The following is a 24866-nucleotide window of genomic DNA, read 5'->3' on the forward strand; positions in this document are numbered from 1 at the left end:
CGGCCGGCCGTGTGTCCAGCCGCCGCTTCCGGTCGTGCGCCCTCAGGCCCGCCGTCCTGTCATCCGCCACCCCCTCCCATCACTTCGCCCGCCAGCCCGATCACCACGGGCACCACGCCGACGGCGATGAACGCTGGCAGGAAGCACAGCCCCACCGGCACGGTGACCATCACCGCCGCCCGTCTGGTCCGTACCGCCGCGTCGCGCGCCCGCTCCGCGCGGGCGTCCGCGGCGAACCGTGCGACGGGACCTGCCGCGGGGAGCCCGGAGTCACCGGCCCGTTCCAGCAGCCGCGCCAGTGCCTCGGCGCCCGGGATCGAGGCCAGCCGCCGCCAGGCCTCGCCCGGTTCGCCCCCGAGCCGCACCTCCGCCGCGCCGCGCGCCAGCGCCGTGCCGACCGGACCGCCGAGCGCCTCGCCGGTCGCCTGGGCGGCGATCACCGGACCGGCTCCGGCCTCGACACAGGCACCCAGCAGTTCCGCGGCGAGCGGGAGCTGCCGGGCGGCCTCCCCCACGTCGACGTCCGCCGCGCGGCCCGTGGACGCCTGCGCCTGCCGCAGACGCCACCGCCGCAGCGCGGCCGCCATGAGCACGCCGACCACCACGCCGGTGAAGCCGCCGACCACCACCCACCCGGCAGCCACAGCTCCCGCCCAGGGCAGCCGGCGCCGTACGGCCTCACCGATCTGCGGGCGGGCACCCGCCGATCCCGTTTCCCGGGCGAGCAGTTCGGCGATCCGCCGCCGTGCCCTGCGCCGCCGCCGCACCGCCGCCGCCCAGGCCCCCAGCCCACCGAGGGCGAGCGCCGCCCCCAAGGTCACCCCCAGCCTGTGGAAAACCTCCGCGCTGACGCTCATGCGACCTCCGCCCCTCGTACGATCCGCAGCGCCCACCACATCCCGACGCCCTCGAGGAGACCGCCGGCCAGCAGACAGCCCAGGCCGGCTCCGGTGTGCAGGAGGACGTGCAGCGGGTCGGCACCCAGGGCACCGCCGAGGAGCAGCCCCAGGACGGGCAGACCGGCGAGCATCACCGCCGTGGAGCGGGCACCGGCCAGCTGGGCACGGAGGTCGGCGCGCTGGTCCCGTTCGGCGCGCAGCGCCCGCTCGATCCGGTCGAGTCCGACCGCGAGGCCCGCGCCCCGGTCGACGGCGACCCGCCAGCACGCCGCGAGGCCCAGCAGCCCCTCGGCCCCCGGTTGCCGCGCCGCGGCCGCGAGCACCGTGGGGACGTCCCCGCCGAACCTCGCCGCCGCCAGCACCGCCGCCTGCGCGTCGCCGAGCCCCTCGGAGTCGCGGGCGGCGCGCAGCAGCGCCTCACCCGGCTGCCGCCCGGCACGCACCTCTCCGGCGAGCGTCCCGCACAGAGCGATGACCGCGTCCTCCCGGTGCTCCCGCTCCTTCCTGGCCCGCCCGGCCAGCCGGGCCCGGCGCGCCAGCGGCACCCCGGCCGCCCCCGCCGCGACCGGCAGCACCGAGGCCCCCAGCACCGCCAGCACCAGCCCGGCGGCCAGCGACCACCACTCGGCCCGCCAGCGCCCACGGATCAGCAGCAGCACGCAGGTCAGATGCCGCCGCACGGGCGGCCCGGTGGCGACCGCCCCGCCCCCCGCGAGCAGCAGCTGCGCCCGGCGGGCCGCGGAGTGCCGACCGCCCGTCCACCACAGGGCCGCTCCCGCACACGCCACGGTCGCGCCCGTCACCGACTCGCTCCATGAGATCCCGCCCGTTGCGCTCACGTCTCCCGCCGTCCCTTCTCCTCATCCGGCACCTCCACCCGTAAAGACCGACCGTCCGCCGGCCGGAACCGCCCGTCCCTCGCAGTCCCGACGGCCCGTCACCCCGAACCTCTCCACCCGGACCGCTCCACCCGGACCACCACCGCGCCCGGCCCACGGCCGCCCCGGCCCCCGACCTCGTCGTCCGCCCCGAACCGGTCACGTGAACCCGTCAGAACCCACGCCCACACCCGTCGTCCCGTCCGCACTCGCCCTCCTGTCCTCTCCCGCCGGTCCGTCCGCTCCCGCCGCCCGGGCCGTGAAGCAGTTCCCGCAGCCGCTCCCACCCCTGTTCGCGGGCGAACTCCTGCGTGCCCCAGCGCAGTGCCGGCACCGTCCGCACCAGCCCGGTCGCGTCCCGCTCCAGCACGTGGACCTCGGCGATCCGCCGCCGGCCCGCCCGGTCGCGCGCGAGATGCAGAACCACCGACAGCGCCGCCGCGACCTGGCTGTGCAGCGCGGCCCGGTCTAGCCCGGCCGCCGTGCCGAGCGCCTCCAGCCGGGCCGGCACGTCGGCGGCCGCGTTGGCATGGACCGTTCCGCACCCGCCCTGGTGGCCGGTGTTCAACGCGGCCAGCAGATGGACCACCTCGGGACCGCGCACCTCGCCGACGACCAGGCGGTCCGGGCGCATGCGCAGCGCCTGCCGCACCAGGTCCTCCAGGGTCACCAGGCCTGCGCCCTCCTGGTTGGCGGGTCTCGCCTCCAGGCGTACGACGTGCGGATGGTCCGGCCGCAGCTCCGCGGAGTCCTCCGCGAGCACGATCCGCTCCCCCGGGCCGACCAGCCCGAGCAGCGCGCTCAGCAGGGTCGTCTTGCCGCTGCCGGTGCCGCCGCTGATCACGAAGGACAGCCGGGCTCTCAGCAGCGCCCGCAGCACCCGGTCCCCGCCCGGCGGCACCGTGCCCGCCGCGACCAACTCGTCGAGGGTGAAGGCGCGGGGTCGTACCACCCGCAGGGAGAGGCAGGTGCAGCCGACGGCGACCGGCGGCAGCACCGCGTGCAGCCGGGTGCCGTCCGGCAGCCGGGCGTCGGCCCAGGGCCGCGCGTCGTCGAGCCGGCGTCCGGCCACCGCGGCCAGCCGTTGCGCGAGGCGTCGTACGGCCGCCGCGTCCGGGAAGGAGACCGCGGTCAGCTCCAGCCCGCCGCCCCGGTCCACCCAGACCCGGTCCGGAGCCGAGACCAGCACGTCGGTCACCGTGGGATCGCCGAGCAGCGTCTCCAGCGGCCCGCTGCCGACCAGTTCGCGGCGCAGCTGCTCGGCGGCGCCGAGCACTTCGGCGTCCCCGAGGACCCGTCCCTGTTCGCGCAGGGCCTGCGCCACGCGCGCGGGGGTCGGTTCGGCCCCGCTCTCGGCCAGCCATCGCCGTACGCCGTCCAGAAGGGCCGAGCCGGTGGCCCGCTCGGTTCCGGGGAGGGCGCTCATGGGCCGGCCGTCTCGACCAGGGCCCGTGCCCAGAACTCCTTGCAGAACCGCGCGAGCGGTCCCCGCGCGGCCGCTCCCGGTGGCGCCTTGCCCCCGTTCGGCCGCAGCAGTGCGGACTCCGCGGGCACCTCGCCGACCAGGGGCAGGCCGAGCAGCCGCGCCACCTCGCGGTCGTCGAGTCCGGGCGAGTACGGCCCGCGTACCGCCACCCGCAGGTCGCGCAGGACCATGCCGACGGCCGACGCCACCCGTCCCGCCGCCGCCACGGCGCGCAGCTCGGCGGGGACCACGAGCAGTCCGAGATCGAGCTGGGCGAGCGCCTCGGCCACACCGTCGTCGATGCGGCGCGGCAGGTCCACGACCACGGTGCCGCCCCGGCGCCGGGCCGCCGCGAGCACCGCCCGCACGGCCTGGGGCGGGATGGCGACGCAGTCGCCGCGGTCCCAGCTGAGCACCCGCAAGGCGTGCAGGCGCGGCAGGGACTCCTCCAGGGCGCCGCCGCCGACGCGTCCGCGCGAGGCGGCGAAGGCGGGCCAGCGCAGTCCCTCGGCCGTCTCGCCGCCGAGGAGTACGTCGAGTCCGCCGCCCAGCGGATCGGCGTCCACGAGCAGGGTGCGCAGCCCCTCGCGTGCGGAGGTGACAGCGAGGGCGCACGCGAGCGTGGAGGCTCCGGCGCCGCCGCGGCCGCCGATCACGCCCACGGTGAGCGCGGGCCGGCCGACGCCCTCGGCGACGTCGGCGATGCGGTCGACCAGCCACTGCTCCCCGTCCGGCAGCATCAGGACGTGGTCGGCGCCGATCTCGACCGCACGCCGCCACACCCCCGGGTCGTCCTGGTCCCGTCCTACGAGCACCACTCCGCGCCTGCGGGCGGCCCCACGCACCCGCCGGGCGGCGTCGTCGCCGACCAGGACGAGCGGTGCGGCCTCCCAGCTTCCCCGCGGTCTCGGCACCCCGTGGTGGACCTCGGGGGTGGCGCCGGCCGCCGCGCACAGGCGCAGCAGGTCGTCCAGGAGTTCCGCGTCCTCCGTGACGATCAACGGCTTGCCCGGCCGGCCTCCGGTGGTCGGCGGCGGGTCGTGTGTGACGGTTCCGGCCACGGTTTCCATCCCCCTTCGCTGCTTCTCGCGCAGCCTCCGTGGCCCCGCGATTCCCGTACGTGTGAAGACCCGGCGTCCGGCCGCCCTATGAACGGCCGCCGGAAACCGGCCAAACGCGCCCGGCAATCGGAACCGGCCATGGAACTCGCCGTGGGCCGGACGCGTTGGAATCACGGTGCAGCGATCCCGGAAATCTTGTGGATCTTGGTCGAAAACTGTGGACAACTCGCCTGTTGTGAATATCGCCGTCACTCATACCGGCGGCCCGCGGGGGCCTGTGGGCGACTTCCGCAGAGCAGCGTTTCAACTACGCACAGTGACCGATCGCGGGTTCACGAAGAGGGCGGCTCCGGCCGCCTCGAAGCGGCTCCGCGGCCGCGCAGGAGAGGGGAAAACCCGTCCGGACATGCGACGACCCCCGCCGGGGGGGAGAGCGGGGGTCGTCTCCACGGCCGACTCGGGGGGGGAGGAGTCGGACCGGGTTAGCACGGTCGCGAACGATCCGTGACTTCCATGGTGTACCCGAGAGCCCTCTCAGGCAAACCCACGCGCCCACCTTACGCCGAATGGGCTGCGCCTATGCTCGGGGCGTGGAAAACCACTCCTTGCCTCGCACAGCTGCCTTCTTTGACCTGGACAAGACGGTCATTGCGAAGTCGAGCACACTCACCTTCAGCAAGTCCTTCTACCAAGGCGGACTGATCAACCGCAGGGCCGCCTTGCGGACCGCATACGCCCAGTTCGTCTTCATGCTGGGCGGCATGGACCACGACCAGATGGAACGCATGCGTGCGTACCTGTCCGCGATGTGCCGCGGCTGGAACGTCCAACAGGTGAAGGAACTCGTCGCCGAGACCCTTCACGATCTGATCGACCCGATCATCTACGACGAGGCCGCCTCCCTCATCGAGATGCACCACACCGCCGGACGCGACGTCGTGATCGTGTCCACGTCGGGCGCCGAAGTGGTCGAGCCCATCGGCGAGCTGCTCGGCGCGGACCGCGTGGTGGCCACCCGGATGGTCGTGGGCGACGACGGCTGCTTCACCGGAGAGGTGGAGTACTACGCCTACGGCCCGACGAAGGCCGAGGCGGTCAAGGAACTGGCCGAGTCCGAGGGCTACGACCTCGCCCGCTGCTACGCCTACAGCGACTCGGCGACCGACCTGCCGATGCTCCGCTCCGTCGGCCATCCGCACGCCGTGAACCCGGACCGCGCGCTGCGCCGCGAGGCGGTCGCACAGGGCTGGCCGGTCCTCGACTTCCACCGGCCGGTGCGGTTGAAGCAGCGCATTCCGGGGCTCGCCGTACCGACCCGGCCCGTCCTCGTCGCGGCCGCGGCGATAGGAGCCGCGGCGGCCACGGCGGGGCTGGTCTGGTACGCGAGCCGGCGGCGAGCGGCCATAGTCTGACCTGCGACTTCACACCGATACGGCACGCTTTGCCGGAGAGGTGACCGATTAGCACGTCTTTGGTACTGAAAGTAAAGAAGTGCGGTCAGGGGTTCCACTTCCTCCGGACGTGCAGTACAAAGGATTCAGTGGCCCGCGAGACCGAAGGACATCCGAGAGGATCACCTTTTAAACGCATTTGGCCCCACGGACCCCGCATGAACACTGGGCACCCACGCGACGTCGACCCGTCGATTACGGGCCAGCCGCACCAGGCACGGGCAAAGCCCCCGGCCTGATGGGTATATATCGAGGACGCTTGGTAACCGGGTGAACATGCCAGCGGCGGTACGGACATCCGTACCGCCGCAACCCTGCGAGGCCCCTTCGGGGGCCTCTTCTCATGCCGCCCCGCGCTGCAGCGCCTCGCACACCGCCGTCGACTCGCGGGCCCCCAGCCCGACCGCCCTGCCACAGTGGGCGATCCAGGCCGCCACACCCTCCGGGGTGCCCGACACATAGCCGTCCAGGGCCGCGAGGTAGGCCGCCCGGCCCAGCTCGGCGTGGCCCACCTCGGCGGGGCAGACCGACTTGGGGTCGAGGCCGCTGCCGACCAGCACGATGCGCTCGGCGCTGCGCGCCACCAGACCGTTGTGCGAGGTGAAGGGGCGCAGCGCGAGGATCTCGCCGTGGACCACGGCCGCCGTCACCAGCGCCGGCGCGGAACCGCCCGCGATGATCAGCTCGGACAGGCCCTCCAGCCGGCCGGACACCTCCGCCGCGCTCGGCAGCGGCAGCCCGATCAGCGGCTCGTCGACCTCCTCGCCCGCCTGCCGCGGCCGCCCGACCTCGTCCCCCTGGCTCGCGGCGGCGACCAGATGCAGCCGGGCCAGCACCCTGAGCGGCGACTGCCGCCAGATGGACAGCAGCTGGCCCGCCTCGGCGGTCAGCCGCAGCGCCGCGCCCATGACGCGCGCCTCGTCGTCGCCGCTGAAGTCGGTACGCCGGCGCACCTCCTCGAGCGCCCAGTCCGCGCCGGACAGGGCCCCGGAGCCGCGGGCGCCCCGCAGTGCCGCCTCGGAGGTGATCTCGTTGCTGCGGCGCCGCATGACCCGGTGCCCGTAGACCCGGTCCACGGCCTTGCGCACGGACTCCACGGACTCGGCCACCCCGGGCAGCGAGCCCAGGGCCGCGAGCGGATCGGCGGACGCACCTGTCGTACTCATGAGTACGACATTACGCAGTCGGGGGGCGCGCCCCACGAAGGAGTGGTCTTCTTCACTCCGTTCACCACGCAGTGCGATCACGCGACTACGCTTGGTGAACATGAAAATTGCTTTCGTCGGGAAGGGCGGCAGCGGCAAGACGACCCTGTCCTCCCTGTTCATCCGTCACCTCGCGGCCGCCGGAGCGCCGGTCGTCGCCGTCGACGCCGACATCAACCAGCACCTGGGCGCCGCCCTCGGCCTCGACGAGCAGGAGGCGGCGCGGCTGCCCGCGATGGGCGGACAGCTCCGGCTGATCAAGGACTATCTGCGCGGCTCCAACCCGCGCATCACCTCCGCCGACACGATGATCAAGACGACCCCGCCCGGCGAGGGCTCGCGCCTGCTGCGGGTCCGGGATCCCAACCCGGTCTACGACGCCTGCGCCCGGCCGGTGGAACTCGACGGCGGCGCCGTCCGTTTGATGGTCACCGGCCCCTTCACGGACTCCGACCTGGGAGTCGCCTGCTACCACTCCAAGACGGGAGCGGTGGAACTCTGCCTGAACCACCTGGCGGACGGCCCCGACGAGTATGTCGTGGTCGACATGACGGCGGGTTCGGACTCCTTCGCCTCCGGCATGTTCACCCGCTTCGACATCACGTTCCTCGTCGCCGAGCCGACCCGGAAGGGGGTCTCCGTCTATCGCCAGTACAAGGAGTACGCCCGCGACTTCGGCATCGTCCTGAAGGTCGTCGGCAACAAGGTGCAGAGCCAGGACGACATCGACTTCCTGCGCTGCGAGATCGGCGACGACCTGCTGGTGACGGTCGGGCACTCGGACTGGGTCCGCGCCATGGAGAAGGGCCGGCCGCCCCGGTTCGAACTCCTGGAGGACGGCAGCCGCCGCGCCCTGCGCCTGCTGCACACGGCCACCGACGCGACCTACGAACTGCGCGACTGGGAACGCTACACACGGCAGATGGTCCACTTCCACCTGAAGAACGCCCAGTCCTGGGGAAACGAGCGCACCGGGGCCGACCTGGCCGCGCAGATCGACCCCGGGTTCGTGCTCGGCGAGGGAGTCACCGCCCCCGCGTAGCCGGATCGGCCGGCGGCGCCCCGGGCACGCCCCTGGGCGCGGGTGCCGGGCGAGCCGACAGGAAGGACGCCCAGCCCCGCCCGGGGGCCTGGCCCACCTTCAGGGTGCGCAGTCTGGCCAGGATCTGCGGGTCCTGGGCGTCCAGCCAGTCGGCGAGCTGCCGGAAGGAGACGCAGCGCACCTCGGGCTTGTTGCAGACGTTCGTGATGACCTGGTCGAGGGCGCGCATGTAGGTGCCGCCGTTCCAGGACTCGAAGTGGTTGCCGACGACCAGGGGTGCGCGGTTGCCGTCGTAGGCGCGCTCGAAGCCCTTGAGCAGGCCGTCCCGCATCTGGTCGCCCCACAGGGCGTACTTGTCGGGGTCGCCCTGGGTCGATGTGCCCGACTGGCTGACCATGAAGTTGTAGTCCATGGTGAGCTGCTCGTAGGAATGGCCGGGGAAGGGCACGAGCTGCATGGACAGGTCCCACAGACCTTCCCGCTTCTTCGGCCAGACCTGGTTGTTCACACCGCTGGTGTCGTACCGGAAGCCCAGCTGGGCGGCGGCCTTCACGAAGTTGTCCCGGCCCTCCAGACAGGGGGTGCGGGCGCCGATGAGCTCCTTGTCGTAGTCGAAGGGCAGCGGGGACGACTTCGTCATGCCGCTGTTGGTCTTCCAGGACTCGACGAACCGCTTGGCCTGGGCGATCTCGTCCTTCCACTCGCTGACGGACCACTCGCCGACGCCACCGTTCGGGCCGCAGAAGTGGCCGTTGAAGTGGGTGCCGATCTCGTTGCCCTCCAGCCATGCCAGACGCAGCTGCTTGACGGTGTCGGCGATGCCCTGCTCGTCGTTGAAACCGATGTCCGAGCGGCCCGGCGAGTGCTGTGGCGGCTTGTAGAGGTCGCGCTTCTCCTTGGGCAGCATGTACACGCCGCTCAGGAAGTACGTCATCGTCGCCCGGTTCTCCTTGGCGACCTTGCGGAAGTGGGAGAACAGCTTCTGGCTGTCCTCGCCCGCCCCGTCCCAGGAGAAGACCACGAACTGCGGGGGCTTCTGGCCGGGCTTGAGCCGCTCCGGCCTCGGCAGATGCGGCTGCGCACCGGTGTACGCGGTGGAACCGTCGCCGATCAGGCGGACCACACTCCCCGGCGCCGGGGCGCCCTTGACCTTCTGCGGGCCGGACACCCCTGCGTTCGCGCCGGGGGAACCCCCGGCTCCCGTCGTGCAGCCGGCGAGCGAGACGGCTACGGCCGCGGCGGCCGCAGCGCCCGCGGCGATCCTCTGGGTGGCGGCCATGTTCTGCCCACCTTCTTCCTTCTCTCAGGCCGACGCCGGTGACGGCGTCTTCGGGGACGTGCCGGGCCGAGCCGACAGCGCCGTCAAGGTCGCACGAGGCCGAGAAGGAATTAATACGACAAGCCGACCAAATGCATAGATCACCCTGCTGAGTGATTTAGTGACCCGTTTGCCTGTAATGCCCATCAAAGGTCTTTACTTTGCATTACGGTCTATTTACCGAACGTTGATTTATCCCGCCGCAGTACGCCGTGACCCACGGCCGCGACCAGAGCCCCGCCATCGACGGGGACCATCCGTTCCGCGACCGCGCTGCCCCGGAGGAGACGGGAACATGTCAGCCAGCGTCCCCACCCGATCCCACACCCAGGCCCTCGGCCTCGGTCTCGCCCGGCGGACCGCGGCCCCGGCCGCCGCCCCGCCCCGGACGAAGGACCACCACTCGCCCGACCACCCCCCGCCCGCCCCACCCCGGCGCTTCCCCCTCGCGGGGGCCGACCTGTCCGCGTCGATCGCCGTCTTCCTGATCGCCCTGCCCCTGTCCCTGGGGATCGCCCTGGCCACCGGCGCACCGCTCCAGTCCGGCCTGGTCGCCGCGGCCGTGGGCGGCCTGGTCGTCGGCCGGCTCGGCGGCTCCCCGCTCCAGGTCAGCGGCCCGGCGGCCGGACTCACGGTCGTCACCGCCGACCTCATCCACCGCTACGGATGGCGTACGACGTGCGCCATCACCGTCCTCGCCGGACTCGCCCAACTCGGCCTGGGCTGCCTGCGCGTGGCACGCGGCGCGCTCGCGGTCAGCCCCGCCGTCGTGCACGGCATGCTCGCCGGCATCGGCATCACCATCGCCGTCGCCCAGCTGCACATCGTGCTCGGCGGCAGTCCGCAGAGCTCGGTCCTCGCCAACCTCCGCGCGCTGCCCGCGCAGTTGGCCGGTCTGCACCCGGCCTCCGTGTCCGTGAGCGCGCTGACCCTCACCCTGCTGCTGCTCTGGCCCCGGATCCCGGGCCCGGCCGGCCGGCTGCTGCGCCGGATCCCGGCGGCGCTCGTCGCCGTCGCCGGAGCCACCACGGTCGCGGCCCTGACCGGACTGGACCTGCCCCGGGTCGACCTGCCGTCCTGGCACAGCCATGCCCTGGCCGGACTGCCCGAGGGCCCGGCGCTCGGTCTGGTCGCCGCCGTGCTCACCACCACGCTGGTGTGCAGCGTGCAGTCGCTGCTCGGCGCGGTCGCGGTGGACAAGCTGGTGGCCCGGACCCCCGGCCTGAGCACCCGCGTCGGCCGCTCCCGGCTGGACCGCGAGCTGCTCGGCCAGGGCGCCGCCAACATGGTCTCCGGGGCACTCGGCGGGCTGCCCGTGGCCGGAGTGGCCGTACGCAGTTCGGCGAATGTCCAAGCCGGTGCGGTGAGCCGGAACTCCACGATGCTGCACGGCGTTCTCGTAGTGATCGCCGCGCTGCTGATGGTCCCCGTCCTGGAGCTCATCCCGCTCGCCTCGCTCGCCGCCCTGGTGATGGCCGTCGGCATCCAGATGGTGTCCCTGCACCACATCCGCACGGTGACCCGCCACCGAGAAGTGCTGGTGTACGCCGTCACCACACTCGGCGTGGTCGTCCTCGGGGTCCTGCAGGGCGTGATGCTGGGCATCGCCGTCGCCGTGGCCGTCGCCCTGCACCGCCTCACCCGCACCCGCATCACGCACGACGAGAGGGAGGGAGTCCATCACGTACACGTACGAGGACAGCTGACGTTCCTGGCGGTGCCCCGGCTCAACCAGGCCCTGCATCTCGTACCCCAGGGCGCCCACGCCGTGGTGGAGCTGGACGGTTCGTTCATGGACCACGCGGCGTACGAGTCGCTGCACGACTGGCAGAAGACGCACACCGCACAGGGCGGTTCCGCCGAACTGACCAGCCGCAGCGCCCGGGTCCGGATCGCCGAGCCCTTCCCCGCGACGGGGCGCCGCACCGGCACCGCGACCGCCGAGGCCGCGGAGTCCGCCGACTGCCGCTGCCGGCCCTGGACGGCCTGGCGCAACCACCAGTGCGAGGGCCCGCAGTCCGTGGCGGCGCCCGGCGGGCACCCGGCGGGGGCAACAGGCCCGCACGGCGCCGGAGCAGCCGAGGCAGCCGGGTACGGCCCGTCCCGTCCTGCGCAGGACCACCGGGCCGGCGCACCGAACGGAGCGAACGGCGGAGCACCCGCCGGGGGGAACGGCAGAACACCGGGCGGCGACCCGGCGGCCCCGTCGCCGTCGCCGTCGGAGCCCAGTGAGCACCAACTGGTGCGCGGCATCAGCGCGTTCCAGCGCAACACCGCTCCCCTGGTACGGGGTGAACTGGCCCGGTTGGCCCGCGAGGGCCAGCGCCCGACCCAGCTCTTCCTGACCTGTGCCGACTCACGGCTCGTCACCTCGATGATCACCTCCAGTGGTCCGGGCGACCTCTTCGTGGTGCGCAACGTGGGCAACCTCGTACCGCTGCCCGGCGAGGAGGGCGGGGACGACTCGGTGGGGGCCGCGATCGAGTACGCGGTGGACGTGCTGAAGGTGCGCTCCATCACGGTGTGCGGACACTCCGGGTGCGGGGCCATGCAGGCGCTGCTCGGCGCCGGTCCGGGCGACGCCCGTACCCCGCTGGAGCGCTGGCTGCGCCACGGCAGGCCGAGTCTGCGACGCGTGGCCGAGGAGGCCGTCGCCGACCGGCCCGGCGCCCGGATGACCGGGCGCGAGCCCGAGGACGTGGTCGAGCGGCTCTGTCTGACCAACGTCGTCCAGCAGCTGGACCATCTGCGCGCGCACGAGTCGGTGACCCGGGCCCTCGGGGAAGGAGCACTGGAACTGCACGGGATGTACTTCCATGTGGGCGAGGCCCAGGCCTATCTGCTCACGGAGACCGACGGAGGCCAGGTCTTCGGTCATGTGGGGGCGGCGGATCTGACCGCGTGATCCCGGCACCCCGCCCCGCCGGGGAGGCTGAACCGGGCCGTGCGGGCGTCCGTGGGTAGGGATGACCTCGACTTCCCGGACCCCGCACCACCCTCGGCATAGGTCTAAACCAATTTCTCGGCGGCCCTTGTCATCGGACCCCCGTGTCTGATGAGGTGTGGTCTGGGACACAACGGACACCCTTCGAAAGGGAGATGTCGTGAGCAACGAGAGCCTGGCCAACCTGCTCAAGGAAGAACGCAGGTTCGCGCCACCCGCCGACCTGGCCGCGAACGCCAATGTCACCGCGGAGGCGTACGAACAGGCCAAGGCTGACAGGCTCGGCTTCTGGGCCGAGCAGGCCCGACGGCTGACCTGGGCCGAGGAGCCGACGGAGACGCTGGACTGGTCGAACCCGCCGTTCGCCAAGTGGTTCAAGGACGGCACGCTGAACGTCGCGTACAACTGCGTCGACCGGCATGTCGAGGCCGGGCACGGCGACCGGGTGGCCATCCACTTCGAGGGCGAGCCGGGCGACAGCCGCGCCCTCACCTACTCCGACCTCAAGGACGAGGTCTCCAGGGCCGCCAACGCGCTGCTGGAGCTGGGGGTCCGCAAGGGCGACCGGGTCGCCGTCTACATGCCGATGATCCCCGAGACCGCGATCGCGATGCTGGCCTGCGCCCGTATCGGCGCCGCGCACTCGGTCGTCTTCGGCGGTTTCTCCGCGGACGCCCTCGCCACCCGTATCCAGGACGCCGACGCCAAGGTCGTCATCACCTCCGACGGCGGCTGGCGGCGCGGCAAGCCGTCCGCGCTGAAGCCGGCCGTCGACGAGGCGATCACCAAGGTCGACAACGTCGAGCACGTGCTCGTGGTCCGCCGCACCGGCCAGGAGGTCGCGTGGCACGACGAGCGCGACGTGTGGTGGCACGAGATCGTGGAGCGGCAGTCGGCCGAGCACACGCCGGAGGCGTTCGAGGCCGAGCAGCCGCTGTTCATCCTCTACACGTCCGGCACGACGGGCAAGCCGAAGGGCATCCTGCACACGTCCGGCGGCTACCTCACCCAGGCCGCGTACACCCACCACGCCGTCTTCGACCTCAAGCCGGAGACCGACGTGTACTGGTGCACGGCCGACGTCGGCTGGGTCACCGGGCACTCGTACATCGTCTACGGGCCGCTGGCCAACGGCGCGACCCAGGTGATGTACGAGGGCACGCCCGACACCCCGCACCAGGGCCGCTTCTGGGAGATCGTGCAGAAGTACGGGGTGACGATCCTGTACACGGCGCCGACCGCCATCCGCACGTTCATGAAGTGGGGCGACGACATCCCCGCGAAGTTCGACCTGTCCTCCCTGCGCGTCCTGGGTTCGGTGGGCGAGCCGATCAACCCCGAGGCGTGGATCTGGTACCGCAAGCACATCGGCGCGGACCGGACGCCCATCGTCGACACCTGGTGGCAGACCGAGACCGGCGCGATGATGATCTCCCCGCTGCCGGGCGTCACCGAGACCAAGCCGGGTTCGGCGCAGACCCCGCTGCCGGGCATCTCCGCGACGGTCGTCGACGACGAGGCGAACGAGGTGCCGAACGGCGGCGGTGGCTACCTCGTCCTCACCGAGCCGTGGCCGTCGATGCTGCGCACCATCTGGGGCGACGACCAGCGGTTCCTCGACACGTACTGGTCCCGGTTCGAGGGCAAGTACTTCGCCGGCGACGGGGCCAAGAAGGACGACGACGGCGACATCTGGCTGCTGGGCCGGGTCGACGACGTGATGCTCGTGTCCGGCCACAACATCTCGACCACCGAGGTCGAGTCGGCGCTCGTCTCGCACCCGTCGGTCGCCGAGGCGGCCGTGGTCGGCGCGGCGGACGAGACGACCGGGCAGGCGATCGTCGCCTTCGTCATCCTGCGCGGCACGGCGAACGCCGATGACGAGAACCTCGTCGCCGAGCTGCGCAACCACGTCGGCGCCACCCTCGGCCCGATCGCCAAGCCCAAGCGGGTCCTGCCGGTGGCCGAGCTGCCGAAGACCCGCTCCGGCAAGATCATGCGCCGGCTGCTGCGGGACGTGGCCGAGAACCGGCAGCTGGGGGACGTCACGACGCTGACCGATTCGTCTGTCATGTCCCTTATCCAGTCCAAGCTCCCGGCGGCGCCGAGCGAGGACTGAGAACGGCCCGAGGGGCGCCCGGCCACACACCGGGCGCCCCTTTTGTGTATAAGGGGGGATTTGCCGGTGTAATGGTCGGGTAACCTGACGGCTCAAGGGTGTGCCGGGAAGTCTGGTCGGCGATGCCGTCGGCGACCCCGCGCGACGGCCGTCAGCAGCCGTACCGACCCGGAGGTGCCCGCCGTGGCCGCGCCCAGCACCACCCGACGCAAGTTCCTCGGACGCCTTTCGCTGCCCGAGCGCACCTACGTCATGGACGCCCTGCGCGCCGAGACGGTCGGCGGCGTGCTGCTGCTCGCCGCCGCGGTCGCGGCGCTGATCTGGTCGAACGTGCCGGCGCTGCACCACAGTTACGAGAGCGTCAGCCACTTCGAGTTCGGCCCCGAGGCCCTCGGCCTGCATCTGTCCGTCGCCCACTGGGCGGCCGACGGACTGCTCGCCCTCTTCTTCTTCGTCGCCGGTATCGAACTCAAGCGTGAGCTCGTCGCCGGGGATCTGCGCGATGTCCGGGCGGCCGTACTGCCCGTGGCCGCCGCCCTGAGCGGCATGGCGGTGCCCGCCCTCGTCTACGTGCTCACGAACGTCGTCGGCGGGGGCTCCCTGGACGGCTGGGCGGTCCCCACGGCCACGGACATCGCGTTCGCGCTGGCGGTGCTCGCGGTCATCGGCACCTCGCTGCCGAGCGCCCTGCGCGCCTTCCTGCTCACCCTCGCCGTCGTCGACGACCTGTGCGCGATCCTGATCATCGCCGTCTTCTTCACCGCGCGCATCGACTTCGCCGCGCTCGGCGGCGCGGTCGTCGGCCTCTGCGTCTTCTGGCTGCTGCTGCGCAAGGGCATCCGCGGCTGGTACGTGTACGTTCCGCTCGCCCTGGTGATCTGGGGGCTGATGTACAACAGCGGCGTGCACGCCACCATCGCCGGCGTCGCCATGGGCCTGATGCTGCGCTGCACCACCCGTGAGGGCGAGGAGCACTCCCCGGGCGAGCAGGTCGAGCATCTGGCCCGGCCCCTGTCGGCGGGCCTCGCCGTGCCGCTGTTCGCCCTGTTCAGCGCGGGTGTGGCGGTCTCCGGCGGCGCGCTCGGGGACGTCTTCACCAAGCCGGAGACCCTGGGCGTCGTACTGGGGCTCGTCCTCGGCAAGGCGATCGGGATCTTCGGCGGCACCTGGCTCACCGCCCGCTTCACCCGGGCCTCCCTCAGCGAGGACCTGGCCTGGCCCGACGTGTTCGCCGTGGCCACGCTCGCCGGCATCGGCTTCACCGTCTCGCTGCTGATCGGCGAGCTCGCCTTCGCGGGCGACGACGTACTGACGGACGAGATCAAGGCCGCCGTCCTGACCGGCTCGCTGATCGCGGCGACGCTGGCGACCGTGCTGCTGAAGCTGCGCAACGCCAAGTACCGCGCGTTGTGCGAGCGCGAGGAGCGTGACGACGACCTCGACGGCATCCCGGACATCTACGAGCAGGACGATCCCGCGTACCACCTGCGGATGGCCGAGATCCACGACCGCAAGGCCGCCGAGCACCGCAGGATGGCCCGGGAGACGGCCGCGGCCCGCAGCAGGCTTGCCGAAGTGGCGGGCGGGGCAGGCGAGGAGGACGACGGTCCGGCATGATCTGACGAGACGGTACAAAAGAGCGGGACCGGACGCAGCCGGACAGACGTCGGACAGACTCCGCGCCGACGTCGTCCGAACGGCCGCACCTTCCGCACGCAGACACAGGGAGACCTCGATGAGCGCACCCGACGGCAGCCCGGTCGGCGCCGAACGCAGCATCGGCCAGCTGTTCGCCTCCGCGACGACCGAATTGTCGGCGCTGGTGCACGACGAGATCGCGCTGGCGAAGGCCCAGCTGAAGCAGGACGTCAAGAAGGGCGCGACGAGCGGCGGCGCGTTCTCCGTCGCCGCCATGGTCCTGCTGTTCTCCCTGCCGATGCTGAACTTCGCCCTCGCCTACGGCATCCGGACCTGGAGCGGCTGGAACCTCGCCATCTGCTTCCTGCTGTCCTTCGCCGCGAACGTCCTCGTGGCGGCCGTACTGGCCCTGATCGGCGTCGTCTTCGCGAAGAAGGCCAAGCGCAGCAAGGGCCCGCAGAAGGTCGCCGCCTCGATGAAGGAGACGGCCGTCGTACTCCAGCACGCCAAGCCGCACCCGCGCCCGGAGCCCCTCGCGCTGGAGGACGGGGCGCCCGCGGCCATCGAAGCTGTGGCACGCTCGTCCTCATGACGGACCCCGGCACCCCCTCGGCGCAGCCCACCTCGGTCGTACGCTCGGACGTACCCGGCGGACACCGGGTGACGCACCGGGACGTCGCCGCCAACGGCGCCCGCTTCCACATCGCCGAGCTGGGCGACGGTCCCCTGGTGATGCTGGTGCACGGCTTCCCCCAGTTCTGGTGGGCCTGGCGGCACCAGCTGGTCGCGCTGGCCGAGGCGGGCTACCGGGCCGTCGCCATGGATCTGCGCGGGGTGGGCGGCAGCGACCGCACCCCGCGCGGCTACGACCCGGCCAACCTCGCCCTGGACATCACCGGCGTGATCCGCTCGCTCGGCGAGCCGGACGCCGCGCTGGTCGGCCACGGTCTGGGCGGCTATCTGTCGTGGACGGCGGCCGTGATGCGCCCGAAGCTGGTACGACGCCTCGCGGTCGCCTCGATGCCGCACCCCCGGCGCTGGCGCTCCGCGATGCTCTCCGACGTCAAGCAGTCCGCGGCGAGTTCCTACGTCTGGGGGTTCCAGCGGCCCTGGATCCCGGAGCGGCAGCTCACCGCGGACGACGGCGCGCTGGTCGGCCGGCTGATCCGTGACTGGTCCGGGCCGCGACTGCCGGACGACGAGGCGGTCGAGACGTACCGCCGCGCCATCTGCATCCCCTCGACCGCGCACTGCTCCATCGAGCCGTACCGGTGGATGGTCCGCTCCCTCGCCCGGCCCGACGGCATCCAGTTCAACCGCCGGATGAAGCGGCCCGTACGGGTGCCGACCCTCCATCTGCACGGCTCGCTGGACCCGGTGATGCGCACGCGCAGTGCGGCCGGGTCCGGGGAGTACGTCGAAGCGCCGTACCGCTGGCGTCTGTTCGACGGGCTGGGCCACTTCCCGCACGAGGAGGATCCGGTCGCCTTCTCTGCCGAACTCGTCAACTGGCTGAAGGACCCCGAGCCCGACCGGTGACCCGCGCGGTGTGCCCGGTAGCCGAGGCCCGATCGGTCACCCTCGTGGCGCGCCCGGTATCCGAACGTGAACAACTGTCCTACGAACAGCCAATTGCCTGGCGCATAGGCCAATTGAGGGCCCGGGAGGCGGTTATCGACCTTGGGGCAGGGGCAGACGTCGGGGTATGGGCTGGACGCACGACTACAGTGACGCAGCACGCAACCGCCGCTCCGCCGGTGGTCTGAGCTCCCACCAGAGGGGCGCCCCACAGCTCGCGGGCGCGGACCCCAGGGTGGGAATCCCGCGCATCCTGCGCCGCCGGGCCCGCTGGGTCTCGGTGCGTCTGCGCCACCCGCGCGGCTGACCCGCGCGGGCCGCACCGGCCCGGGGACGGTCCGGCGGCAGTCCGGCGGCAGTCCGGCGGCAGTCCGGCGGAGAACGCCTCAGAGTGCGCAGCTGTCGCTGTCCACCTGCTGGTTCGCGGTCCGTCCCGCGGCGATGTCCTGCCGGATCTCGTCCACGGTGAGCGCGTATCCGGTGTCGGCGTCGTCGAGCGACTTCGCGAACACCACGCCGTACACCTTGCCGTCGGGTGTGAGCAGCGGGCCGCCGGAGTTGCCCTGCCGGACGATCGTGTAGAGCGAGTAGACGTCGCGGCGCACGGTGCCCCGGTGGTAGATGTCCGGACCGTTCGCCGAGATGCGGCCGCGCACGCGCGCGGCACGGACGTCGTACGACCCGTTCTCCGGGAAGCCCGCGACGATCGCGCTGTCGCCGCTCGCGGCGTCCTCGGACGCGAACCGCAGCGCGGGGGCCTGGAGATCCGGTACGTCGAGTACGGCGATGTCGCGCCGCCAGTCGTAGAGGACGACCGTGGCGTCGTAGCGCTTGCCCTCGCCGCCGATCTGGACGGTGGGCTCGTCGACGCCGCCCACGACATGGGCGTTGGTCAGCACCCGGCGGTTGCCGAAGACGAAGCCGGTGCCCTCCAGGACCTTGCCGCAGCTCTCGGCGGTACCGGTGACCTTGACGATGGAGCGCTGCGCGCGCAGGGCGACCGCGCTGTTGGCGAGGGCCTGGTCCGGCGGCCGGACATCGGTGATCGGTTCGTTCGAGAACGGGCTGAAGACCTGTGGGAAGCCGTTCTGCGCAAGGACCGAGGAGAAGTCGGCGAACCAGGTGTCGGCCTGGTCGGGCAGCGCCCGGGACACCCCGAGGAGCACCTTGGAGCTGCGGACCTCCTTGCCGAGGGTCGGCAGGGTGGTGCCCGCCAGTGCCGAGCCGATCAGCCAGGCGACCAGCAGCATGGCGACGACGTTGACGAGGGCGCCGCCCGTCGCGTCCAGGGCGCGGGCCGGGGACCAGGTGATGTACCGGCGCAGCTTGTTGCCGAGATGGGTGGTCAGGGCCTGCCCGACGGAGGCGCAGACGATGACGACGACCACCGCGACGACGGCGGCCGTGGTGCTGACCTCCGAGTTGTCGGTGAGCCAGTCCCAGATGACGGGCAGGAGATAAACGGCTACGAGCCCGCCGCCCAGGAAGCCGATCACCGACAGGATGCCGACGACGAACCCCTGGCGATAGCCGACGATCGCGAACCACACGGCCGCGACCAACAGCAGGATGTCCAGCACGTTCACCGCTTCAGGCCTCGCCTCAACACTTGCCGGTTACTCCAGACGGCCGGGGGTCCGGAGCTTGTCCTCCGGATGGACACGACTTGGTGGACACCCTGTCATGACCGCCAGTCGAGTGGCACCGTCTTCTCACGGTCCCAGGGCCGCTCCCAGCCCGCGTAGTGGAGCAATCGGTCGATCACACCGGCCGTGAATCCCCACACCAGGGCCGATTCGACCAGGAATGCCGGACCTCGGTGGCCGCTGGGGTGGACGGTGGTGGCACGGTTCGCCGGGTCCGTGAGATCCGCCACGGGGACCGTGAAGACCCGGGCCGTCTCGTTCGGGTCGACGACCCCGACCGGGCTCGGCTCACGCCACCAGCCCAGCACCGGGGTGACGACGAAGCTGCTGACCGGGATGTACAGCTTGGGCAGCACACCGAAGAGCTGGACACCGGCCGGATCGAGGCCGGTCTCCTCCTCGGCCTCGCGCAGGGCCGCCCGCAGGGGGCCGTCGCCCTTCGGGTCGCCGTCCTGCGGATCCAGGGCGCCGCCGGGGAACGAGGGTTGGCCGGCGTGGGAGCGCAGCGAGCCGGCTCGCTCCATCAGCAGCAGTTCCGGGCCGCGTTCTCCCTCGCCGAACAGGATCAGTACGGCCGACTGCCGTCCCGCGCCGTTCTCCGGGGGCAGGAAGCGGCTCAGTTGGAGCGGCTCCACCGTCTCGACGGCGTGCACCACCGGGTCGAGCCACCGGGGCAGTCCGCTCTTGCTCAGCGCCACCGGCCCGCCCTGGGTATCACTCGCCCGCGTCATCGCCACCCCCGTCGTCCTGCCTGTTCCAACGCGTCACACCCCCGAGATCGTTCCGGCCCCGGTCCGCCGGTCATCCGGCCCCCAGCGGAGGCGCCGGCCTGCCGCCCGCGTCCAGGTAGGACTGCGGGGGGTTCAGGCGCTGGCCCGGGAAGCCGCCCTTCTCGTACTTGAGCAGCTTCCGTGCCTTCTCCGGGTCCGTCTCGCCCTCGCCGTACGCCGGGCAGAGCGGGGCGATGGGGCAGGCGCCGCAGGCCGGCTTGCGGGCGTGGCAGATGCGGCGGCCGTGGAAGATCACGTGATGCGAGAGCATCGTCCAGGCGCTCTTGGGGAAGAGCGCCCCGACCGCCGCCTCGATCTTGTCCGGGTCGCTCTCCTCGGTCCATCGCCAGCGCTTGACCAGCCGTTGGAAGTGCGTGTCCACGGTGATGCCGGGTCGGCCGAAGGCGTTGCCGAGCACGACGAACGCGGTCTTGCGGCCGACGCCGGGCAGCTTGACGAGATCCTCCAGCCGGCCCGGGACCTCACCGCCGAACTGCTCGGCCAGGGTCTTGGAGAGGCCTATCACCGACTTGGTCTTGGCCCGGAAGAAGCCCGTGGGGCGCAGGATCTCCTCGACCTCCTCGGGGTCGGCCGCGGCCAGGTCCTCGGGGGTGGGGTACCGGGCGAAAAGGGCGGGCGTGGTCTGGTTGACCCGCAGGTCCGTGGTCTGGGCGGACAGCACCGTGGCGACCAGCAACTGGAAGGGGTTCTCGAAGTCCAGCTCGGGGTGGGCGTAGGGGTAGACCTCGGCGAGCTCGCGGTCGATGCGCCGGGCACGGCGGACGAGGGCGGTGTGCGACTCGGCCTTCGGGGGCCGCGCGGCCTTGACCGGCGCGGCGGCTCCGGCCGACTTGGCGGCCTTCGCGGGCGCGGCGGCTCGGGACGACGCGGCCGGCTTCTTCACCCGACCCGCCGTCACCGGCTTCTTCGCCGGGGCCTCGCCGGCCGTCTCCGCCGCCTGCGGGGCCTCGGGGGTCTCGCTCACGTGCGCCGCTTTCGCCGCCTTCTTTCCACCATCGGACTCCTGTTCGCCCACAGCGGAATCACGCCGTGCACCCACCCGTACAGCCCCCTTGGCCTGTGCTCTCACCGGCTTTTTGGACACCCGGCCAGCCTAGAGCCCGGCACCGACATCCGCTTTGGAGCCCGAAGATCGGCCCCCAATTGGCCCCCTGCCGCTTACCTCGGGACATGTGTGCGGCATCCTTGTGACAGATCACACTGTTTGGACCGTCCGGCAAAATGGGGAACACGGTCCCCTGATACACCGGGGAGCAAGATCCCCTGAGCAGGTCGACAAGGAGAGAACTCGTGGACGATGTTCTGCGGCGCAACCCGCTCTTCGCGGCACTCGACGACGAGCAGGCCGCGGAGCTTCGCGCCTCCATGAGTGAGGTGACCCTGGCTCGCGGCGACTCCCTCTTCCACGAGGGCGACCCGGGAGACCGGCTCTACGTGGTCACCGAGGGCAAGGTCAAGCTGCATCGCACCTCCCCCGACGGCCGCGAGAACATGCTCGCGGTGGTCGGCCCCAGCGAACTCATCGGCGAGCTGTCGCTCTTCGACCCGGGCCCGCGGACCGCGACGGCCACGGCGCTGACCGAGGTGAAGCTGCTCGGCCTCGGCCACGGCGACCTCCAGCCCTGGCTGAACGCCCGCCCCGAGGTGGCCACCGCGCTGCTGCGGGCCGTCGCCCGCCGGCTGCGCAAGACCAACGACGCCATGTCCGACCTGGTCTTCTCGGACGTCCCGGGCCGCGTGGCCCGCGCCCTGCTGGACCTCTCCCGGCGCTTCGGCGTGCAGTCCGAGGAGGGCATCCACGTCGTCCACGACCTGACGCAGGAGGAGCTGGCCCAGCTCGTCGGCGCCTCGCGCGAGACGGTGAACAAGGCGCTCGCCGACTTCGCCCAGCGCGGTTGGCTCCGCCTGGAGGCGCGCGCCGTGATCCTGCTGGACGTGGAGCGACTGGCGAAGCGCTCGCGCTGACCCGGCATCGACCGGCCGGCTGACGACACCGCACACTGACCCGTCGTCACCCGGCCGCCCGTCACCACGAGCCGACCCCGTCGGGCCGTCGACCCGGCCCCGCCGCACCGATGTCGCCGGACCGAGGTCACCGAGCCGGCACCCCGTCCCGTACCGCGCCGAAAACGCGGGGCGCGACCGCGGTCGCCGGGACACAGTGAACGCGTGACCGAAACCGCTCGCCGCCCCGGCCTCGACGCCGGGGGACACATCGTCCGCGAAGGCTCCCTCGCACGCGTGCCGCCCGACTACCACCCCGTCGTGGCCACGGCACGGCAGCGGCTGACGGACGTGTTCGGCGCGCGCCTGCACAGCGCGTACCTCTATGGATCGATCCCGCGGGGCACCGCGCGCGTGGGGCGCAGCGACCTGGATCTGCTCCTCGTCCTGCACGCGGAGCCGACCGAGGCGGACCGGGCGGACGCACGGGCCCTCGACACGGAACTCGACGCCCGGTTCACGCAGCTCGACGGGTGCGGCACGCTGCTGTTCGGCCGCGAGCGGGTGCTGAGCGGCCTGGAACGCCACGACCTCGGCTGGTTCGTCGCATGTCTGTGCACACCGCTGCTGGGCGAGGACCTCGCCGCCCTTCTGCCCCGCTACCGCCCCGGCACGCTGCTCGCCCGGGAGACCAACGGGGACCTGGCCCTGCTCCTGCCGCGCTGGCGCCGGCGGATCGCCGACGCGCAGGACACCGAGCAGGCGCGGCGGCCCCTCGTCCGCTTCATGTCGCGCCATCTGGTCCGCACCGGCTTCACCCTGGTCATGCCCCGCTGGAACGGCTGGACCAGCGACCTGCACGAGATGGCCGGGGCGTTCGGCGCCCACTACCCGCAGCGGGCCGGGCAGCTGCGGGCCGCAGCCGTGCTCGGGTACGAGCCGACGGGCGACCCGGACGTCCTGCGGTCGTACGTCGACGACCTCGGCCCGTGGCTCGCCGAGGAGTACGCGCGCGTGCACGGCGTCAAGGCGGCCAGGCCCGGCTGAGCCGCCGGGGACCGCTGAGCACGGCGGGCGGACCCGGCGGGCGGACCCGGCGAGCGGGCTCGGCGAGCGGGCTCGGGGCAGGGACCGGAAGTCCGGTCAGAGGCGCCGGCCCGGGATGAGCCCGTGCTCCTCCAGGTACTCCAGCTGCGCCCGTACCGAGAGCTCCGCCGCCGGCCACAGGGAACGGTCGACGTCCGCGTACACGTGGGCGACCACCTCGGCCGGGCTGCGGTGGCCGTTCTCGACGGCCGTCTCGATCTGGGCGAGCCGGTGGGCGCGGTGGGCGAGATAGAACTCGACGGCGCCCTGGGCGTCCTCCAGGACCGGCCCGTGGCCCGGCAGCACCGTGTGGACGCCGTCGTCGACCGTGAGCGACCTCAGCCGCCGCAGGGAGTCCAGATAGTCGCCCAGGCGGCCGTCGGGGTGCGCCACCAGCGTCGTACCGCGGCCCAGGACCGTGTCACCGGTCAGGACGGCGCCGTCGGCCGGGAGGTGGAAGCACAGGGAGTCCGAGGTGTGGCCGGGGGCCGGCACCACCCGCAGCTCCAGGCCGCCGACCTCGATGACCTGCCCGGCGGCCAGCCCCTCGTCGCCCAGCCGCAGGGCCGGGTCGAGGGCTCGCACCTTCGTGCCCGTCAGCTCGGCGAAGCGGGCGGCACCCTCCGCGTGGTCGGGGTGGCCGTGCGTCAGCAGGGTCAGCGCGATCCGCTTGCCGGCCTGCCCGGCCATGTCGACGACGGCGCCGAGGTGGCCCTCGTCCAGCGGACCCGGGTCGACCACGACGGCCAGGTCGGAGTCCGGCTCGGCGAGGATCCAGGTGTTGGTGCCGTCCAGGGTCATCGCGGAGGCGTTGGGAGCCAGGACGTTGACGGCCCGTCGGGTGGCGGGGCCGGAGAGGACACCGCCCCGCGGCTGACCGGGAAGGGCTGCTGCGTCCGTCATTCGGGGGCTCCACCGGTCGGGATGTGCTTGGTGAACTCGTCGTGGCCGGGCCAGGAGAGGACGACCTCGCCGTTCTCCAGGCGGGCGCGCGCCAGCACGGGGGTCAGATCGCGGCCGGGCGCGGCGGCCAGTGCCTCGGCCGCGGTGGCGTACGGGACCAGCTGGCGCAGGGTCGCCACGGTGGGCGGCATCATCAGCAGCTCGCCCTTGTCGTACGAGGCCGCCGCCTCCGCCGGCCGGATCCACACCGTGCGGTCGGCCTCCGTGGAGGCGTTGCGGGTGCGCTGGCCCTCGGGGAGGGCGGCCACGAAGAACCAGGTGTCGTAGCGGCGCGCCTCGAACTCGGGGGTGATCCAGCGCGTCCAGGCGCCGAGCAGGTCGGAGCGCAGGACCAGGCCGCGACGGTCGAGGAAGTCCGCGAAGGACAGGTCGCGGGCGACCAGCGCGGCGCGGTCGGCCTCCCAGTCCGCACCCGTGGTGTCGCCGACGACCGTGTCGGGGGTCGGTCCGGCCAGCAGGACGCCGGCCTCCTCGTACGTCTCCCGTACGGCCGCGCAGACGATCGCCTGGGCGGCCTTCTCGTCGACGCCGAGCCGGTCGGCCCACCACGCGCGCGTGGGGCCCGCCCAGCGCACGAGGTGGTCGTCGTCGCGGGCGTCCACGCCGCCGCCCGGGTACGCGTACGCGCCCCCGGCGAAGGCCATGGAGGCGCGTCTGCGCAGCATGTGCACGGCGGGGCCGCCGTCGCTGTCCTTCAGGAGCATGACGGTGGCCGCGCGCCTGGGGGTCACAGGGGTGAGTGTGCCCTCCGTGAGCGCACGGATGCGCTCGGGCCAGTCCGCGGGAAACCACTGCCCATTCGCCATGGGCGGAGGCTATCCCGTAGCGCGCGGATGTT

General features: G+C 72.5%; 21 protein-coding genes. 10 read left to right on the forward strand and 11 right to left on the reverse strand.

Annotated features, from left to right (window positions below):
* Nucleotides 1-59 precede the first annotated feature (59 nt).
* From ABT085_RS06220 to ssd, 4 genes are all read right to left on the reverse strand, one after another.
* A complete protein-coding gene (locus tag ABT085_RS06220; RefSeq protein WP_351602697.1) occupies nucleotides 60-857 on the reverse strand; it encodes a type II secretion system F family protein in 798 nt (265 codons plus the stop codon).
* Nucleotides 854-1702, reverse strand: a complete 849-nt coding sequence (locus ABT085_RS06225) for a type II secretion system F family protein (RefSeq protein WP_351602699.1) — start codon at nucleotides 1700-1702, stop codon at nucleotides 854-856. Before ABT085_RS06225 ends, ABT085_RS06220 begins: the two co-directional genes overlap by 4 nt.
* A 247-nt stretch (nucleotides 1703-1949) precedes the next feature.
* A complete protein-coding gene (locus ABT085_RS06230; RefSeq protein ID WP_351602701.1) occupies nucleotides 1950-3203 on the reverse strand; it encodes a TadA family conjugal transfer-associated ATPase in 1254 nt (417 codons plus the stop codon).
* Nucleotides 3200-4312: a septum site-determining protein Ssd gene (gene ssd, locus ABT085_RS06235; protein WP_351602703.1), complete on the reverse strand. Its 1113-nt coding sequence runs from the start codon at nucleotides 4310-4312 to the stop codon at nucleotides 3200-3202. The genes ABT085_RS06230 and ssd overlap by 4 nt, the downstream gene beginning before the upstream one ends.
* A 557-nt stretch (nucleotides 4313-4869) precedes the next feature.
* Here ssd and ABT085_RS06240 point away from each other — a divergent pair.
* Nucleotides 4870-5715, forward strand: coding sequence for an HAD family hydrolase (locus ABT085_RS06240; RefSeq protein WP_351602705.1), 846 nt, complete (start codon nucleotides 4870-4872; stop codon nucleotides 5713-5715).
* Between the two features lie 380 nt (nucleotides 5716-6095).
* Here the strand turns inward: ABT085_RS06240 and ABT085_RS06245 are convergent, their stop codons facing one another.
* On the reverse strand, nucleotides 6096-6920 hold the full coding sequence (locus tag ABT085_RS06245) for a Fic family protein (protein ID WP_351602707.1): 825 nt from the start codon (nucleotides 6918-6920) through the stop codon (nucleotides 6096-6098).
* Between the two features lie 100 nt (nucleotides 6921-7020).
* On the opposite strand from ABT085_RS06245, the gene ABT085_RS06250 reads away from it, so the two are divergent.
* Nucleotides 7021-8001, forward strand: coding sequence for an ATP-binding protein (locus ABT085_RS06250; protein WP_351602709.1), 981 nt, complete (start codon nucleotides 7021-7023; stop codon nucleotides 7999-8001).
* Here ABT085_RS06250 and ABT085_RS06255 read toward each other — a convergent pair.
* Complete coding sequence (locus ABT085_RS06255) at nucleotides 7985-9280, reverse strand: polysaccharide deacetylase family protein (protein WP_351602711.1); 1296 nt, start codon at nucleotides 9278-9280, stop codon at nucleotides 7985-7987. The genes ABT085_RS06250 and ABT085_RS06255 overlap by 17 nt on opposite strands.
* A gap of 334 nt (nucleotides 9281-9614) precedes the next feature.
* Between ABT085_RS06255 and ABT085_RS06260 the strand changes: the two genes are divergently transcribed.
* The 6 genes from ABT085_RS06260 to ABT085_RS06285 all read left to right on the forward strand — a co-directional run bounded on the left by ABT085_RS06260 (nucleotide 9615) and on the right by ABT085_RS06285 (nucleotide 17905).
* Nucleotides 9615-12224: a SulP family inorganic anion transporter gene (locus ABT085_RS06260; protein ID WP_351602713.1), complete on the forward strand. Its 2610-nt coding sequence runs from the start codon at nucleotides 9615-9617 to the stop codon at nucleotides 12222-12224.
* Nucleotides 12225-12423: 199 nt separating this feature from the next.
* Nucleotides 12424-14382 carry an acetate--CoA ligase gene (gene acs, locus ABT085_RS06265; RefSeq protein WP_502982655.1) on the forward strand — a complete coding sequence of 653 codons (1959 nt, stop codon included), beginning with the start codon at nucleotides 12424-12426 and terminating at the stop codon, nucleotides 14380-14382.
* 183 nt (nucleotides 14383-14565) lie between these two features.
* The gene (nhaA, locus tag ABT085_RS06270; RefSeq protein WP_351602717.1) at nucleotides 14566-15999 is read left to right on the forward strand and encodes a Na+/H+ antiporter NhaA; all 1434 of its coding nucleotides are present in this window, start codon (nucleotides 14566-14568) and stop codon (nucleotides 15997-15999) included.
* A 118-nt stretch (nucleotides 16000-16117) separates the two neighbouring features.
* Nucleotides 16118-16612 carry a phage holin family protein gene (locus ABT085_RS06275; protein ID WP_351602719.1) on the forward strand — a complete coding sequence of 165 codons (495 nt, stop codon included), beginning with the start codon at nucleotides 16118-16120 and terminating at the stop codon, nucleotides 16610-16612.
* On the forward strand, nucleotides 16609-17559 hold the full coding sequence (locus ABT085_RS06280; protein ID WP_351602721.1) for an alpha/beta fold hydrolase: 951 nt from the start codon (nucleotides 16609-16611) through the stop codon (nucleotides 17557-17559). The genes ABT085_RS06275 and ABT085_RS06280 overlap by 4 nt, the downstream gene beginning before the upstream one ends.
* Before the next feature lie 166 nt (nucleotides 17560-17725).
* On the forward strand, nucleotides 17726-17905 hold the full coding sequence (locus ABT085_RS06285) for a hypothetical protein (RefSeq protein ID WP_351602723.1): 180 nt from the start codon (nucleotides 17726-17728) through the stop codon (nucleotides 17903-17905).
* Between the two features lie 79 nt (nucleotides 17906-17984).
* On the opposite strand, the gene ABT085_RS06290 is transcribed toward ABT085_RS06285, so the two are convergent.
* The 3 genes from ABT085_RS06290 to nth form a co-directional block, all read right to left on the reverse strand.
* The gene (locus tag ABT085_RS06290) at nucleotides 17985-19184 is read right to left on the reverse strand and encodes a MarP family serine protease (RefSeq protein WP_351602725.1); all 1200 of its coding nucleotides are present in this window, start codon (nucleotides 19182-19184) and stop codon (nucleotides 17985-17987) included.
* A 95-nt stretch (nucleotides 19185-19279) separates the two neighbouring features.
* Nucleotides 19280-19975: an NUDIX hydrolase gene (locus ABT085_RS06295; protein WP_351602727.1), complete on the reverse strand. Its 696-nt coding sequence runs from the start codon at nucleotides 19973-19975 to the stop codon at nucleotides 19280-19282.
* A gap of 70 nt (nucleotides 19976-20045) precedes the next feature.
* Nucleotides 20046-21074 (reverse strand): endonuclease III, encoded by a 1029-nt coding sequence (gene nth / locus ABT085_RS06300; protein ID WP_502982656.1) that lies wholly within the window; start codon nucleotides 21072-21074, stop codon nucleotides 20046-20048.
* A 251-nt stretch (nucleotides 21075-21325) separates the two neighbouring features.
* Between nth and ABT085_RS06305 the strand changes: the two genes are divergently transcribed.
* Entirely contained in the window at nucleotides 21326-22000 is a 675-nt protein-coding gene (locus tag ABT085_RS06305; protein WP_020129286.1) for a Crp/Fnr family transcriptional regulator, read from the forward strand.
* Nucleotides 22001-22204: 204 nt separating this feature from the next.
* On the forward strand, nucleotides 22205-23026 hold the full coding sequence (locus ABT085_RS06310; RefSeq protein WP_351602731.1) for a nucleotidyltransferase domain-containing protein: 822 nt from the start codon (nucleotides 22205-22207) through the stop codon (nucleotides 23024-23026).
* A gap of 96 nt (nucleotides 23027-23122) precedes the next feature.
* Here the strand turns inward: ABT085_RS06310 and ABT085_RS06315 are convergent, their stop codons facing one another.
* The gene (locus ABT085_RS06315) at nucleotides 23123-23968 is read right to left on the reverse strand and encodes an MBL fold metallo-hydrolase (RefSeq protein ID WP_351602733.1); all 846 of its coding nucleotides are present in this window, start codon (nucleotides 23966-23968) and stop codon (nucleotides 23123-23125) included.
* Complete coding sequence (locus ABT085_RS06320; protein WP_351602740.1) at nucleotides 23965-24834, reverse strand: NUDIX hydrolase; 870 nt, start codon at nucleotides 24832-24834, stop codon at nucleotides 23965-23967. The genes ABT085_RS06315 and ABT085_RS06320 overlap by 4 nt, the downstream gene beginning before the upstream one ends.
* Between the last annotated feature and the right edge of the window lie 32 nt (nucleotides 24835-24866).

The organism is Streptomyces sp. NPDC002265, assembly GCF_040296125.1.
GTDB lineage: Bacteria > Actinomycetota > Actinomycetes > Streptomycetales > Streptomycetaceae > Streptomyces.